Here is a 17,014-nt window from a genome sequence, read left to right as displayed (position 1 = left end):
ACCTCCATTGTGATAGATGAAATAATCTTTCCCCTTGTATTCAAGGATGGCCTGATGGTTGGTGTTGCAGTTCCCGGCGATTTCATTCAGGATACCTTTGTATTCCCAGGGACCTTCAATGCTTTTACTCATGGCGTAGGCTGTTTTCTCAGGAAACTCATAGGCGTACGTCAGGTAGTAATAATCTCCTTTTTTGTGGATAAAAGGTGCTTCGGTGAAATTGGGTAAGCCCTCAATTTCCATTATAGGGCTGTCTAATTCAATCATATTGTCTTTGAGTTTCGCATAGTAGCATTTAGAGTTTCCCCAAAACAGCCAGGGGATTCCATCATCGTCAATAAAGACGGTAGGGTCAATGTCATCCCAGTCAGTTTCAATGCCGGTGGTCATGTTGTTGGTGATGAGTGCCGAGCCAATGGCATCTTTGAACGGTCCCACAGGTGATTCGGCTACCGCCACACCGATTGCCTTACCTGCTTTTCCGTCCAGGTCTTTGTGGTGAACGGTTACATACCAGTAGAACTTACCGTTTTTTTCGATGACTTCGGCAGCCCATGCATCGCCGCGTGCCCATTTGAATTCGGTAACAGGAAATGAAGCTTCTTCATTCCAGTTCACCATATCGGTGGAGGAATAAATAAGCCATTCGTTGAGGTTGTAGAAATTGAAATCGTGAGCCGCTTCATCATGTCCGGCATAGAGATAGACGGTGTCATTGTGTACTATGGCAGCCGGGTCGGCAGTGTGTTTTTCAGTAATTACCGGGTTTTGAGCATCTGCTAAGAAACTGGCGATAAAGCTTAGAGTCAGCAAAGTTCTTTGATATTGTCTTCTTGCGTTCATGTATTTATGGTTTTATGATTCTGAGTGCAAGATGAAAAAAAATGCCCTAATCCGGTTGTGGATTCAGTGATGTTTACCGTTTTGTCCTCCTGATTTCTTTATTTTTACCGGTGATATCAGGAGGACTCATATTCTCAGAAGGTTTAGTTATATATTAATTGCGGAGGAGCCAGTTTCATCAAATGTGAAACGATTTTCTATTCCCGCTGAATGGATCCACGGTAAAATGAAAACCAGATACCCGCGACTGCAATAAGCGCAAAGGTTATAAAACCGAATTGCATGGACTTCAGAAAGATGGCTGAATCAATTTTCTCGATTTGTTCACCCCCAAAGAATAAAGCAAAGAAGAAAGTCGCAATGGTCATGCTGACTATTTGACCCACCACCCTCATGGTAGCTGCCGAACCAGATGCAATTCCGTACTTGCTTTTGTCCACCGAACTCATGATGGTATTCATGTTGGGGCTGGAGAAAAAGGCAAAACCCAGTCCTACCCAGATTAATAGCGAAACAATCTGCCATAGCGGGGTTGTTGTATTCAGAAAGGCAAATGCAGCCAGCCCGGAGGTACACATTGCCATTCCCAGTGTTGCCAGGTATCTGGGTTGAATCCGGTCTGATAACCGGCCGGCAATTGGAGAGAATAGCGCCATCATAATGGGTTGAGCAACCAATATGAGCCCTGCGTCTCTTGGGCTCAGACTTTGAATTTTTTGAAGGTAGAGACTTAGTAGAAATACAATGGCAAAAGTGGCGCTGTAGTTGATGAGGGCTGCAAAATTGGAAAATGCAAAAAGCCGGTTTCGGGTAAATAAATGTGTGTCGATAACCGGATTAGGAGATCGTTTTTCTATTTGCCAGAACAGGATTAATGCGATGATCCCGGAAAGAATAAGCAGCCATCCTTTTGTTTCGGGGATGATGGATGCCCCGTAAACCATGGTGGTCAGCCCGATGATATAAAAAACAGTTCCTTTTAAACTGATTCGCTTTTTTGGCTCGTCACTGGATATTTGGTCTTTTCCCAGATATTTCCAGGTTATCGTGACTACAAAAGTTCCCAAAAGGGCTGAAACAGCAAAAATTGATCGCCAGCCTAAGGTCTGGGTGAGAAATCCACCAAAGAAAGGTCCGAAAGCAAGACCCAGGTAAACAGCTGATACTGAGATTCCCAGCACGCGCCCTTTCTGGCTGGGAGGAAATGAAGATACCAGTATGGCAGGCCCTGTAGTGCTGGTGAGTGCAGCGCCTGCTCCCTGGATCAATCTGAAAATTATCAGCCAGAACCCTGATGGAGCAAAGGCACAGGTAACTGATGAAAGAGTGAAGAAAACCACCCCGACTTTAAACATCTTCCGAATGCCGGTCAGATCGCCCCATCTGCCTACAGGCAGTAATAAAATGGCCATTGTTAACAGAAACGCTGTGACAATCCAACTAAGGGTTACCGCGTCCAGATTGAAGTCCTTTTCTATTGCGGGCAAGGCAATATTGATGGAGGAAATCAGAAAAGTCCCCATAAATGAAGTGATGGCAACAATGGAGAGGATGGAGAGTTGTTTGCGGGTCCACGTCATAAAAAAAGATGATTGTTTCTAACAAATATAGGAACAATCATCTTAAATAAAAGAAATCGGCTTTATTGGCATTACTATGATTTACCAATAAAACAGGGTTCCGTCGGCTTTCCTGTTCACTGGCAAACTCGCCGGACTGTATGGAAATTTTTCTGCAGCTTTCTCATCAATGTCAACGCCTATTCCCGGGGTGTCGTCGATGTACATATAACCATCCTGAAATTTGTAATTGGTTTTGAATACTTGGTTGACAATCTCCTCATGGGGCATATATTCCTGAATACCGAAATTGTTGATGGCAAAATCGAAGTGTAGTGCCGCTGCCATATTGATGGGTGAGAGGTCGGTTGCCCCGTGAAATCCTGTCTGCACATGATAAATAGCTGCAAATGCGGCTACTTTTTGCAGATGGGTAATTCCTCCTCCGTGAACAATGGGCATACGGACAAAGTCTATTAACTGCTGAGATATGAGGGAGGTATAATCATAAACCGAATTGAATACCTCCCCGATGGCTATTGGGGTGGTGGTATGTTGGCGAACAATTTTGAGTCCTTCCTGAAGTTCTCCGGTAACAGCATCTTCCATCCAGTACAGGTGAAAGGGCTCCAGCTCTTTTCCCAAACGTCCTGCCTCAATCGGCGTGAGTCTGTGATGTACATCATGCAGTAGCAGAGGGTCTTCTCCAAAATGCTCTCTGACCTTACTAAACAGTTTAGGCGCCCAGTTCAGGTATTTGTGGGTGTCCCAGAAATCCTCCTTGGCCAATCCTTTTCCTGCCGGCTCATACTTTTCTCCTTTTTTGGCTACACCATAGGTGTGATCTAATCCGGGAATACCCGATTGAACACGAATGGCTTTAAAACCCTGATCAATTTCGTGGGCAACACTTTCCAGGGCATGATCCAGATCTACCCCGTTGGCGTGAGCATACACCATTACGCGGTCGCGGCTTTTGCCTCCCAGTAGATTGTAAATGGGGGTGTTAAGCATTTTTCCCTTGATGTCCCAAAGGGCCATATCAATGGCCGAAATGGCTGTCATGGTTACGGCTCCACGTTTCCAGTAAACACCCCGGTAAAAATAGTGCCAGATGTCTTCAATGTTTCTGGGGTCTTTGCCTTTCAGGGCAGGAATGCAATATTCCTGGAGGTAGGTTGCCACCGCCAGTTCCCGGCCATTGAGGGTTGCGTCTCCCAGACCGTAAACGCCCTGGTCGGTGTATATTTTTAAAGTGACGAAGTTCCGTGCCGGGGAACAAACAATCACTTTGGCATCGGTGATCTTCATAAAAAATGTTTTTTGGTAATTAATGAAGGATGAATGGGTGATTGGATTAAAATCCAATAGAATTACCGCCATCAACAGGCAAAATGGCTCCTGTGATATAACTGGCTGCATCCGAAACCATAAATAGTGCGGCAGAGCCCACTTCCTCGGGGTTTCCCATACGTCCCATCGGTGTGCGGGAGAATACTTTTTGTTTGCGCTCGGGGTCGCTGTCCAGTGCTTTACCCGACATTTTTGAGTAGATAAACCCCGGGGCAATAGCGTTTACACGGACACCTTTTGGCGACCACTCCACTGCCATGGCCCGGGTCATTCCTTCTACAGCTGTTTTTGCGGCGGTATAGGCTATTACCTGGGGAATTCCATAAATGGCTGCCATGGAACTGATGTTGAGGATTGAGCCTGATCCATGTTTAATCATTTTCCTGGCAACCTCGCGTGACAAGGAGAATACAACATTTTGATTGATCTCAATGACTCTTTTGAACTCCTCATCGGTTACATCCAGCGCAAATTTCTTCAGATGAATTCCTGCATTGTTAACCAGAATATCCAATTGTCCGTACTTCTCTTCAAGTGTTTCAACAAGGGCAGGAATTTTTTCCAGTTCTGCCAGGTTGAAATGTTCATAGGCACACTTGTCTCCAAATTCTTTTTTGGCTGCATCCAGGTTTTCCTTATTCAGGTCTATGATGATGGTGAAAATGTCTGCATCTAGAAATGTTTTGGTAATTGCTTTTCCCAAACCGGTAGTCCCGCCGGTAACAATAGCTGTTTTCTGTTTTATCATTTTCTTTTGTTTCAAACGTTTATTTTATTAAAAATGTGTTCCTAAGGCAGTCGTGTGTCAATCTTATCAGTAGATTCTCTGACGATTAGTTTAAAATCCAGAATGTCCTTTACCGGAGATTTGTTCTTGGTTTTTATTAAGTCAATGATAGACTTAACTGCAACTATGCCCATTTCGGTTCCGGGATACCTAACTGTTGTGAGCTGCGGAGTGAAAAGAGAGGCGAAGGGGTCATCATTAAATCCTGAAACCTGAATTTGCCCGGGAATTTTAATTCCTTTTTTTTGCAGATAGTTGGTTATCGCAATCGCACAGGTGTCATTCGCTACAAAAATGCTATCGGGTAAAGTTTTCATCGTCAGGATCTTTTTTGCGGCATTTGTTCCATCTTCAACCCCCAGCTTTGTTTCCCAGACCATCTTTGGGGAAAAGGGGATGTTGAATTCTTTCAAGGCCTGAATGAAACCATCGAGCCTTTCTTTATAGACCAAAAGTCTTTTGTTTCCAGTAATATGTAATATGTTTTCGGAACCATTCTTTATCATAAGTTTAGTGAGTTCGTATCCTGCCTTGCGATTGTTGATGGTTATACTGCTGAACGTATGCTTCCCGTTTGGAGCTCTGTCGAAGAACAGAAGCGGAATATTTTTCTTTACAAATGGTGAAAAATGATTCATCCCGTCTGATTCTGATGAGGTGGAGACCAGAATGCCGTCAACCCGGTGGTTGAAAAGCAATTGCGCACATTTTTCTTCTTTTTCCTGGGTTTCGAAGGACTGCATTATAATAAGATGGTATCCTTTTTCCACTGCAGCTTTTTCCATTCCTGCCAAAACGGTCGACATAAAATTGCTGTCGAGCCGGGGGACTATAACTCCAAGTGTATAGCTTTTGCTGGTTCGCAGGCTGCTTGCCAGTGCATTGGATTGGTAACCCAATTTTTTTGCTGTTTCCTGGATTTTTGTACAGGTTTTTTTGCTGATGGAGGGGTGATTTTTTAAACCCCTGCTGACAGTCGCCGCCGAAACATTGAGTAGTTTGGCTATTTCGTATATGGTTACTTCCTTTTTTAACATTTCGTAAATCTCTGAATTGCAAAAGTAATAATAATCATCCGGCTTACGCAATCGATTGCGTAAATTAAAATAATTTTTAACTTTGTGCAAAATCCGTTAAAAGAGTAGTATCTTAGAATCAGTTCACTGCTGAAAAACTATTCACCGATGAGTTGTAAAAAGTTGTTTCTTAAATTTTTGTTTTTGTTTTTTCTGGTTTCTGTCGTTGCAGGTGGCCGGTCAGGTTGGGATTCAGGTCTTTATTTTCGCGATATTCCTGTTAGCCAGGGGCTGTCACAATCATCGGTCTATTGTATGCTTCAGGACAATAAAGGCTTTATCTGGATTGGAACCAAGGACGGCCTCAACCGTTATGACGGATATGAATTTCTCACATTTAAATACGATCAACTAGATTCTGAGTCACTCTCCAATAATGAAATTATTTGTCTCGAAAACGATCAGGATAAATATTTATGGATAGGGACCCGAAGCGGAGGAATTAATCGTTTACATTTTGCTACCGGAGAAATCACACGTTATAATAATCTGACATACGATGATCTGGTTCAGGATTTGGAAACCGATAGTATGAATAATCTGTGGGCAGGTACCTCGGAGGGGCTTTTGCTTTTTTCTGCTGACGAAACAGGTGAGCGAAATATGATTCGCAATGTTTCTGAAACAGCCAGGTATTATAGTGCCGAGGGAAAAATTTTTGAACCCGACAAAAAAAATATTTCCATTACTGTGATTAAAGAGATCCGGAAAGGGGTTTTAGTTGTTGGAGGGGAAGAAGGACTGTTCAAATACAATATTGAAGATAATGAATTCACCTCTCTTTCGGCTCAAACGCTGGGAGTGACGGTCTTTACATCTATTGTGCTTGATGACGATGGCTCTGTTTGGGCCGCGTCTTATGATGGATTATTTAAGATATTTCCTTCAACTAAACTTGAAGAACCAGATGAAATTGTTCATTTTCATTCCAATGCATTATCGCCTGAAAGAAATCTTGAAGTGGATTGGGTAGAAGATCTTGCCTTTGACTATAAAGGTAATTTGTGGGCCGGAACCCGTGGGGCGGGACTCTACAAAATAAAAGATAACCGTATTGTTGGAAATTATCTGTATTCATTTGAAGATAACACATCGGTTCCGGACGACCTTATCAATTCCTTGATGATTGACCGCACCGGCGTGCTTTGGGTAGGAACGGAGAGTAAAGGATTGGCCTATTCCGACCTTTATTCCAAATGCTTTCATATTATCCGTCCCGGAAACTCATCCGACAAAGGTTTAAGTGACAATTTGGTAACTGCCTTGACAGGAAAAGGAAACCGAATTTGGGTGGGAACTGCTGCAGCAGGAATTGATGTGTTTTCTAATGATAATAAATCACTTTCCAAAATTAATAATATTCCCCGTGTGTACGTTTCTAATCAGCAATTTTCAAAGGAGGTTATGGCGCTTTTGGTGGGGCGTGATGAAGAGTTGTGGATTGGTTCGGCGAGCAATAGTGTGAGTGTTTACAGTCAATCTGGGGAGATTAGAAATTATGCCGTTGATGGATTCGTTTTTTCTCTTTTCGAGGATGTCGGAAAGCGTGTGTGGTTTGGTACATGGGGCCGGGGATTGGGATTTATTGATAAAGAAACTGACAATGTAGAACATTATTTTGGAACTTCCGCCAATTCGTTGGGGTTGAGTAGTGATAAGGTTTTGTGCATTTTCGAAGATTCCAACGGACTTCTCTGGGTAGGCACAAAAGGAGGTGGAATTAATGTTTGTAACAAAGATAAAGTCGTTTCCCGAACCGGCGAATTCAAAGCTTATCGAAATATTAGTGGCAATACAGAAAGCCTGAGTTACAATGATGTTTACGATATTTGGGAAGACCGGGATGGAGATATTTGGCTGGCCACAGGAAGTGGGTTAAACAAAGTGCTATACAATCAGGAAAAGGGGCTAGTCAAGTCAGCTGAAAATGGGGAGTTGGCTTTCCGGTCCTATTCTGAAAAGGATGGTTTGGCCGGAGGATTGGTGCTTTTTATTGAGGAAGATGAAAGTGGGCATTTATGGATGGGAACCAATAGAGGGATTTCCAAGTTTGATGCAGAAAAAGAGTCGTTTACCAATTATGGTGCTAATGACGGACTACCCTCGGGCGAATTTCATTTGAATGCCTCTTATAAAGACCCCGGAACCGGGATGATGTATTTTGGCGGTGTGGACGGTGTTGCTGTTTTTCATCCCGACAGCATGCGAACCAATCCCTTTCCGCCCAAAGTGCAAATTACTGGTTTGCGCTTGCACAACAATCCGGTATATCCGAATGAAGAAGTGAACGGGAAAAAGATTTTGGAGAAGAATGTTACTTATACTGACCATTTAATGTTGTCTCATAGTAATAATGAATTGACCTTTGAGTTTTCAGCACTTCATTTTTCAAATCCGGGGAATGTCAGGTATGCTTTTCGACTGAAAGGTTTTAATGATTCCTGGCAGGAGACTGATAGTGAGAATCGAAGAGCCACTTATACCAACTTGCATGAAGGGGATTATTTGTTCGAAGTCAGGGCTACCGACACTTCCGGCGAGTGGTTTTCTGAAACTGCCGCAATTCCGGTAACTATCCGCCCTCCACTGTGGAGAACGGTATGGGCTTATATCGCTTATTTTGCCTTGCTGGTTTTTTTATTGTTTACTTTCCGAAAATACTCCCTTATTGGAGCCAAACAAAAAAACAACCTCATTATTGAGAGTATTCAGCATAAAAAAGATAATGAGCTGACAGAAGCCAAGATGCGCTTCTTTACCAATATTTCTCATGAGATTCGTACCCCTCTTACCTTGATTTATGCCCCTTTACAGGAGATTTTAAACCGTAGTGACATCAATAAGGAGGTATATGGAACTCTTTCTATTATGCACAGGAATGTTAAGCGTCTTTTGAATATGGTGGATCAACTTCTTGAGTTCAGGAAAATTGATACCGGGCATTCGGAACTGAAACCATCCAGATTCAATCTTGTTGAGTTGTGTCACGATACTTTAGCTGCTTTTGATTCTCTTGCCGGTCAAAAGAATATTGAGGTCAAGGTGGAAACAGAAAAAGAAATTTGGCTGACTGCAGACGAAAAGATGATTTCTACTGCATTATACAACTTGTTGTCCAATGCTATGAAGTTTACTCAGGCTGGTGGAAAGGTCTTTATTCGACTGGAATATGATGAAAATGAGAACAATTCTTCTGTTTGCCGGAGAGTAATTATCCGGGTATGTGATTCCGGGCCAGGAATCCCCGAACATCAGCTGGAAAGTGTTTTTGAGCGGTTCAATCAGGTGAAATCGGGAATTCATTCGCATCTGGGTGGTTCCGGAATCGGGCTTTCTATTGTTAAAGAGTTTGTTGCCCTTAATAAGGGTGAGGTTAAGGCATATAATAAACCCGGAGGAGGCTGTTGTTTTGAGATTGTGCTGCCCGAAACGGCAGATAATGTTGAAGGCGATGTTCATGATTCAGCATTTATTTCTGAACTGCCGGGAGAGTCATTTAATTCTGAGGAACTCCCCGATCAAGAGTATTACTCCGATGAAGAAGGAGTTGAAAAGCCGGGCATGTGTATAGTGGAGGATGATCATGAATTGGCAAATTGGTTGGCGAACGTATTTGGGGGGGAGTTTAATGTTTCTGTTTTTCATGACGGGAAAGAGGCTTTTTCAGGCATCATATCCCGGATGCCGGAGATTATTATCTGTGATGTAATGCTTCCCGGAATGCTTGGCACAGACCTGACCGGCAATCTGAAAAAGCGTTTTGAAACCAGTCATATTCCTGTTATCCTGCTTACTGCCAAAGCAGGCGATGAAAGTATGCTTGAGGGCTTGAAAACCGGAGCCGACAGCTACATTACAAAACCTTTTAATATCAACATTCTCAAAGCTCAGGTAAGTTCACTTGTGAATTCCAGAATGGCATTTAAGAAAAAATTTGCCGGCAAATTGTCTTTGGAACCTTCTGAAGAAATTATTACTCCTGCTGATGAAAAGTTTCTTACCCGATTAATGGAAGTGACCGAAAGCAAAATGGGCGATCCTTCTTTTGATGTTTCAGTACTTGTGGACGATATGCATATGAGTCATTCAATTATCCTCAAGAAAGTGAAGTCAATGACGGGTCTTGCTCTGGTTGAGTTTATTCGCTCAATGAGGATTAAGAGAGCTGCACAAATATTCCGACAGGATAAACTTTCCGTGTCTGAGGTGAGTTTTATGGTAGGCTTTTCGGATCCCAAGTACTTCAGTAAATGTTTCTCTAAACAGATTGGGAAAAAGCCTACCCAGTACATTAAGGAACATCATATGTAATATTATCTTCCGGAAGTTCCTTGAGGGACAAGATGTTTAAAGACATGTTGTTATTGTTGGGTGGGTTGAGAAGTAACAATTTGAAATGCTTCGTTCCGCTCGCAATGATCAAACTCTTTTGTGGCAAGGTGAGGAGAGGGGTTTGATTTTCAACTTACCGAAAATCAAACCCCTCTCCTCACGAATGGTACTTTAATACCTGACACCGGAAACCGTGAATGTTAAATTTTGTTTTTGAGAATTTCTGTTTTTGGATAATCAAAGAGCCAAAATCTTCTTTTTACTTTTAGATATTTGAGTGTCTGATTTTGACATTTAGAGAAACTGATTGTGGTAAAAATCTCTACTGAAAAATTTTTTTTGACTCATGTTTTAACAAATTTCATATTTGTCTACTTGTTTCAGTGTTGCCGTCTACCTTTAAATAAAAATGTCTACTTTTTTCGCAAAAATGTCTGCTTTTTTCGCATTGGCATCTTGTATATTCGTGATGTTAAAAAACGTTTAAAACTCTTCAAAAACTTTTTGCTTATGAAAATTTACCCTTTAATGGATGTGGAAAAATTGATTACTTAAAACAGCAATGATTTATTTTTTATAGTAAATGCGGAACAGCACAGAACAATAGAGCATTTACTGAAAGTAGCGAGTATGGAAATTGCTTAAAGAATTTCCTAACCAGAAAAATCTTTTCAAATGAGAAAAACTGATTTATTTTTAAGAAGGACATTTTTAGCAATGTTCTTCTTGCTATCTGTTTCTTTTGTTGCCTTGTCTCAAAATATAATGGTGACAGGAAACGTAACAGATGATATGGGGCCCCTTCCGGGGGTCAATATTATGGTTGTGGGAACCTCCCAGGGAACCATTACCGATGTGGATGGAAATTACAATGTTGAAGTTCCTGCCGACGGTCAGTTGCGATTCAATTTTATCGGATTTGAATCTCAGGTGATTTCGGTTGAGGGACGTACTGAAATCAATGTGCAAATGCAGGAAGATGTGCAGGCACTTGATGAAGTTGTAGTTGTTGGTTATGGACAAATGAAACGAAGTGACCTTACAGGTTCTGTCGTGTCTGTTTCGAGCGAATCGATCCAGGAAACCGTATCAACCTCTGTTGATCAGGTTTTACAAGGTCGTGCAGCTGGTGTACAGGTTATGCAGAATTCAGGTACTCCCGGTGGTGGTTCATCCATCCGTATTCGGGGTATCAGTTCTTTGACCTCATCTACAGAACCTATATTTGTTATTGACGGTGTGATTGTTGATGGTTCTACCGGAAGTAACAGCGAAAATGTTTTGGCATCCATTAACCCCAATGACATTGTTTCTATGGATATTCTGAAGGATGCCTCAGCAACAGCCATCTATGGATCGCGTGCGGCTAATGGTGTTGTCATTATTAACACCAAACAAGGTGAAAAAGGTAAAAGTTTTGTTTCCTACAACGGTTATTATGGTGTGCAGGAAATGGCTACCAAGCTTGATTTGCTCAACCTTCAACAATATGCCATGCACAAAAACAATCGTGCTGATGCCGGTATTGTTACCAGAGATAATTATTTTATACGGCCTGATTTGCTGGGAGAAGGAACTGATTGGCAGGATGAACTTTTTACACAGGCTAGTATTCAAAGCCATAACCTCTCTGTAAGTGGAGGTGGGGAAAACAATACTTATGCATTGGCTGCCGGCTTTCTTGATCAGGAAGGTATTGCCATTGGGTCCGGATTTACCAGGTATAATTTGCGTGGAAACTTTAATGCTGATGTGAATGAGTGGTTTCGTGCCGGTGTGAACTTTGCACTTAATAACTCCGAGCAGCAGGTAACTGTAGAGGATGCAAACCTGATTAAAGTTGCCATGAAGCAAACTCCTAATGTTGCTGTGCGTAACGCTGATGGTACATTTGATGGTCCCGATACAGATATGTATGTTCAAACCAACCCCGTGGGGATGGCAATGCTCCGGGAAAACGAAAACGAGAAGACCGGGATCCGCAGTAATGTTTTTGGAGAGGTTAAATTCATGGACGGTCTTACATTTAAGACAGAGTTCGCAAGTGATCTTGGAATGACCAATACATATCAATTCAATCCATCTTACTCGTTTGGAGCTATTACCAATGAAGTAATTGAATCTACCAGAACGAAGTCCTACAGTAAGTTCTATTCCTGGAACAATTTGGTTTCCTTCGATCGTACCTTTGCGGAAATGCATTCTGTCAAGGTGATGCTTGGTCATGAAATGCAAAAATCTCACTGGGAGTATTTGTCGGGATACCGAAGTGGTTTTGTGAGTAATGTGGGACACGATTTGAATCTGGGAGACGGAACCACTGCTAATGCAGGGAGTAGCTCCGGAGGAAACTCGATAATATCATATTTCGGGCGTGCGTTTTACTCTTTTGACAACAAGTATCAGTTAACTGCTACCTTACGTTATGATGGATCTTCCAAATTTGCAGAAGGCAATAAATGGGGACTTTTCCCATCTGCTGCTTTTGGATGGAAAGTTTCCAATGAATCATTTATGAGCGGGGTTTCTTCTATCAATAATCTTAAACTTAGGCTGGGATACGGAGCTGTGGGTAACCAAAATGTTGGGTCTGATTACGCCTATACGAATGTTCTTTCTCCCGTAACCACCGTTTTTGGAACAGGCCTTATCAGTGAGAATATGGCAAACCCCGATCTGAAATGGGAAACAACTTATTCTGCAAACATAGGTTTAGATCTGAATATGTTTAATAACCGGATTCAGTTTATTGGGGATGTGTATTATAAAGAGACTCAGGATCTTTTGCTGAATGTTCCACTCCCTGCATATATGGGGGTTGAAGGACAGGGTTCTGTATCATCTCCTTATATGAATGTTGGTTCTTTGGAAAACAAAGGTATTGAAGCAACCCTTTCAACAATAAATATGGATCGTGGGGATTTCTTCTGGAAAACAGATCTGGTATTTACACTTAACAGAAGTAAAGTGTTGAGCATGGATACTGAGACCAGCACTATTGATAAAACCATTCAGGAAGGTTCGGAAACAACCATTGTTACCCGGACTGCTGTGGATCAGCCTATCGGTCAGTTTTACGGTTATAAGGTCATCGGACGGTTCAATGAGGCAACCGACTTTTACTACAAGGATGATGCCGGGAATATAAAGGAAGTTGCTCGTCCCGAAGGGTTAGAAATCAGTGAAACTGGTGTCTGGATTGGCGATTACATCTTTAAAGATATTAACGCGGACGGTGTGATTAACGAATCAGACCGTACTTATATCGGAAATCCGGAACCTAAGTTTACCTTTGGTATTGGAAACACATTCTCATATAAAGGGTTTGATCTGAATATCTTCCTCAACGGATTTTACGGCAATGACGTGATTAATTATCAGAAACGTTGGCTGGAAAACCCCAGAGAAAATCACAACCTTTATACCTCCGCATTGGACTATGCCCGGGTTGAACAAATAGATCCCGACGGTCCGGTGGATATTCGCAATACGCATATTACCGGTGGCGATCCTATGATGCCCCGACTGGCTGCATCTTCATCCAATGCCAACAACAGGTTGAGCGACCGCTTTGTGGAAGATGGTTCATTCATTAGAATTCAGGACGTTTCATTGAGTTACACGCTTCCTAAAGACTGGATTTCTTCTGTTGGCGTTGATGTTGTAAAGGTGTATGCCAAAGTGAAGAATGCTTACACATTTACAAAGTACTCCGGATATGATCCTGAAGTTGGTTCGTACAACCAGGACGCTTTGATGACGGGTATAGATAACGGACGTTATCCTTCACCCAGAATCTATACATTCGGTGTAAATATCTCGTTTTAAACCTGTAAATGTAAAAGACAATGAAAATTAAAAAGATATTAACAATAATGGCTATTGCCGGCCTTGGTATCAGCTCTTGCGATGACGGATTTCTGGAGGTTCCATCGAATGATACCATAACACTGGATAATTTCTTTACCAGTGAGAGTGATCTGAGAGTAGCCACTGCCGCATTGTACGGCAAGGTGTGGTTCGATTTTAACGATAAATTCTACTATGCACTCGGAGACGGAAGGGCAAACAATATTTTTGCTCCTTATTCGGATTATGTTTATCCATTTACCAATTTTACAGAGACGTCTCTTACCGGCCCTCTGGTCTCAGCCTGGGGATCATTCTATAATGTAATTGGTCAGGCCAATAACACCATTAATAATATTGAGGCCAATGCAACCAATGTTTCTGAAGAAGCCAAGAATGAAGCGATTGCTGAAGCCCGGTTTATGAGAGGTACTGCATACTGGTATCTTGCTTCATTATGGGGAAATGTACCCATTATCACCGATAATGCTGCAATAGTGAATAACCCGATTATTCCGACCAACCCGCGTAATGATGTTTTTGAATTTGCCATCCGTGATCTGGAATTTGCGGCTACGCATTTGCCTTTGGAAGCAACTCAGAACGGTCGGTTGAATCAATGGAGTGCTTATGGTATGCTTGCAAGGTTATATCTTTCCTATGCAGGATTGCATAACGTGGATGACCGTAATGGGGGTATTCGCGATACTGAGTATCTGGAACTGGCAAGGAAAGCTGCGGAGAAAGTGTGTGTGGAGAGCGGGTTGGAATTGAATGAAAGTTATGCCGAGTTATTTACTCTTGACGGAAATAATGACGCTGAGTCCCTGTTCGCTTTGCAATGGGTTGGCGGAACCACCGAATACGGTATTACCAATACACAACAAGCTTACTTTGCCTGGAATTCTGAAATAACAGGTGATGATGCAGCATGGGGATACTATACTTTCGCTTCCTGGGATATGATCAGAGAATATGATTCCAGAGAAACTGTGCGCTTGCATTCTACATTTGCCACTTATGGGGCAGAATATCCTGAAATTAACCAGGCAGCCGGCGGATATCTTTATGAGGAAACCGACCGGGCTAATATCAAAAAGGTGTCGTTGGTTCAGCGAAAGATACTGAAGGTGTTGTTGCCAGAATGAACTCTGGTTTGACAACCAAGATGTTGCGGCTGGCTGAAGTCTATCTGATATATGCCGAGGCTATTTTGGGCAACAATGCATCAACGACAGATGCTACAGCGTTGGAATATTTTAATAAGGTGCGTGAACGTGCAGGCATGCCAAGTAAGTCAGAAATTACTTATGAAGACATTCGTTACGAGCGTCGTATTGAATTGGCTATGGAAGGGCAATACTGGTACGACTTGGTTCGTCGTTCTTACTATCGTCAGCAGGAAGTCCTCAATTATGTGAATGACGCTCAGGACCGTGCTGTTCAATATGAGTATGATGAAGCAACAGGAACTTATGTTGAAGGCGATGAAAATACTGCCCAGCAGGTTGCAACAGCTACTGCAGAGGATTTGTTATTGCCTTATCCTGAGTCAGAACTGGTGCAAAACCCACTGCTGAGAGAGGATCCTGTGACTTATGAGTTTTTAGAAGAGAGAATAAATGTATTCCGGTAAAATTTGAGATTCTTTGAATTTTAAAATAAACGAAGGGCTTAACTAAATAATACAGAATATGAAACGAGCATGGCAGGGAAATTAAAAATCTATGTATGATTATTCTGCATGCAAGTTCCATGTGACCATAACAAATAAATTATAATCACATGAAAAAAACGATCAATATATGGCTATTGCTGGGATTTCTTATCTCTTCCGTCGCTTTCTTCGGATGCGAGGATGATGAGGATCCTGCAAATAATACTCCTATAACGGTTAAGGCAGTTTACCTTCAGGATGTGGATTCTGATATTCCTGACCGTCAGGTTGATTTTGCGCGCCTGGGACAAGTGTTGCGTCTTGAGGGTTCCGGATTTGCCGGAATCCGGAAGGTATATGTCAATGGGTATGATACTTATTTCAATCCTGTTTATGTTACCGATAACAATATGCTCATTCAGTTGAGTGGGGATACTCCTACTATTGAAGCAGAAGATGATGTGAGAAACACCATTCGCTTTGTGAAGACAGGAACAGAGTATGTTTATGACTTTGAAATCAGAGCTGCTTCTCCTGCTATTTCGAGCATTTCTCATACGTTGCCTCAGGCAGGCGAGTCCATCATTATTTATGGTAGCGGCCTTGTGGAAATCAGCAAAGTAGTATTTCCCGGGGACGTGGAAGTTACCGAGGGAATTACATCTGATGAGGAAGGGGAGTTTGTAATAGTGACTGTTCCGGATGGACTTACTGAAAGTGGATCCCTTTTCGTTGAAGGCTCAAATGGTGGAGCATATTCACCTGCTTATTTTAACTTTAAAGAAGGTGTAATTCTGGATTTCGACGGTAACGGTCAGCAGGGATTCTGGAGCTGGTCTGAAGACGGAAGCATGATTAACGACGAGGATCTGGAATCTGAAGTGATTGGAATGGGACCTGTTTCTCAGGGCACTTATGTTGCCCATCGTCCCGACAGAATCGCCTCCTTCCCAACCAATAGCAGTCGCAATACCGAGGTTTGGACTGCCGGTAACGATGTAGATGACTGGAGAGGTCAGCTTACTTCTTATATTCCTGCGACAACGCCTGTGAATGAAGTCGCTTTCCAGTTTGATGTTTATGTATCCGGCACCTGGTCCGGAACCGGATTCCTGAAACTTTGTCTTCACAACAGTTTTAATGGTGGAGAATGGAGTGGCGACTCATACAACTATGTGCCCTGGGTCGTGGATGGAGAAATTGTTCCCTTTGAGACGGATGGTTGGGTGACGGTTACTGTACCTTTTAGTGATTTCTATTCATTCTCTGATGTAGAAGAGGGTTATACGTTCGAAGATGTATTGGTAGCCCGCGAGGAGTCAAGTTACAAGAACTTTGGAATCTATTTCGAGAATACTGATTTTACACTTGCCAACATAACAGGAAATGATTCCGACGCAACAGAATTCCCCTCTTCCGAAACATCCGTTGATGTGTTTACGGACAACTGGAGAGTGGTTTCTTTAGAGCAACCTACTTATACTGACTTTCCTGAAGGTGGAGAGCAGACTGAAGAAGTGGTGGAATAGTATTGTATTTTGTCTCATAAATTAAGAAA

Annotated in this window: 10 protein-coding genes; 5 read left to right on the top strand and 5 right to left on the bottom strand. The window is 42.3% G+C overall.

The window, feature by feature from the left end; genetic code table 11:
• The 5 genes from QZZ43_RS06765 to QZZ43_RS06745 form a co-directional block, all read right to left on the bottom strand.
• The coding region (locus QZZ43_RS06765; protein WP_291857313.1) for a glycoside hydrolase family 43 protein at positions 1-843 on the bottom strand (843 nt) is incomplete at its 3' end.
• Positions 844-1,040: 197 nt separating this feature from the next.
• Positions 1,041-2,423 carry an MFS transporter gene (locus QZZ43_RS06760; protein ID WP_291857312.1) on the bottom strand — a complete coding sequence of 461 codons (1,383 nt, stop codon included), beginning with the start codon at positions 2,421-2,423 and terminating at the stop codon, positions 1,041-1,043.
• Positions 2,424-2,504: 81 nt separating this feature from the next.
• The gene (gene manD, locus QZZ43_RS06755) at positions 2,505-3,713 is read right to left on the bottom strand and encodes a D-mannonate dehydratase ManD (protein ID WP_291857310.1); all 1,209 of its coding nucleotides are present in this window, start codon (positions 3,711-3,713) and stop codon (positions 2,505-2,507) included.
• A gap of 46 nt (positions 3,714-3,759) precedes the next feature.
• Positions 3,760-4,503 carry an SDR family NAD(P)-dependent oxidoreductase gene (locus QZZ43_RS06750; protein ID WP_291857308.1) on the bottom strand — a complete coding sequence of 248 codons (744 nt, stop codon included), beginning with the start codon at positions 4,501-4,503 and terminating at the stop codon, positions 3,760-3,762.
• A gap of 41 nt (positions 4,504-4,544) precedes the next feature.
• Entirely contained in the window at positions 4,545-5,579 is a 1,035-nt protein-coding gene (locus tag QZZ43_RS06745; RefSeq protein ID WP_291857306.1) for a LacI family DNA-binding transcriptional regulator, read from the bottom strand.
• A 147-nt stretch (positions 5,580-5,726) separates the two neighbouring features.
• Here QZZ43_RS06745 and QZZ43_RS06740 point away from each other — a divergent pair, with 147 nt between their 5' ends.
• The 5 genes from QZZ43_RS06740 (at position 5,727) to QZZ43_RS06720 (ending at position 16,985) form a co-directional block, all read left to right on the top strand.
• Entirely contained in the window at positions 5,727-9,929 is a 4,203-nt protein-coding gene (locus QZZ43_RS06740) for a hybrid sensor histidine kinase/response regulator transcription factor (protein WP_291857304.1), read from the top strand.
• 696 nt (positions 9,930-10,625) lie between these two features.
• On the top strand, positions 10,626-13,778 hold the full coding sequence (locus QZZ43_RS06735; RefSeq protein ID WP_291857303.1) for a TonB-dependent receptor: 3,153 nt from the start codon (positions 10,626-10,628) through the stop codon (positions 13,776-13,778).
• Positions 13,779-13,798: 20 nt separating this feature from the next.
• The gene (locus QZZ43_RS06730) at positions 13,799-14,947 is read left to right on the top strand and encodes a RagB/SusD family nutrient uptake outer membrane protein (RefSeq protein WP_291857301.1); all 1,149 of its coding nucleotides are present in this window, start codon (positions 13,799-13,801) and stop codon (positions 14,945-14,947) included.
• A gap of 8 nt (positions 14,948-14,955) precedes the next feature.
• Positions 14,956-15,435: a RagB/SusD family nutrient uptake outer membrane protein gene (locus tag QZZ43_RS06725; RefSeq protein WP_291857299.1), complete on the top strand. Its 480-nt coding sequence runs from the start codon at positions 14,956-14,958 to the stop codon at positions 15,433-15,435.
• Between the two features lie 149 nt (positions 15,436-15,584).
• On the top strand, positions 15,585-16,985 hold the full coding sequence (locus tag QZZ43_RS06720) for a glycan-binding surface protein (protein ID WP_291857298.1): 1,401 nt from the start codon (positions 15,585-15,587) through the stop codon (positions 16,983-16,985).
• Positions 16,986-17,014 lie beyond the last annotated feature (29 nt).

This window comes from Marinilabilia sp., assembly GCF_016278715.1.
Classification (GTDB): Bacteria; Bacteroidota; Bacteroidia; order Bacteroidales; family Marinilabiliaceae; genus Marinilabilia.
The sequence above is the reverse complement of the archived record's forward strand: the minus strand, read 5'-3'. Positions and strand labels throughout refer to the sequence as shown.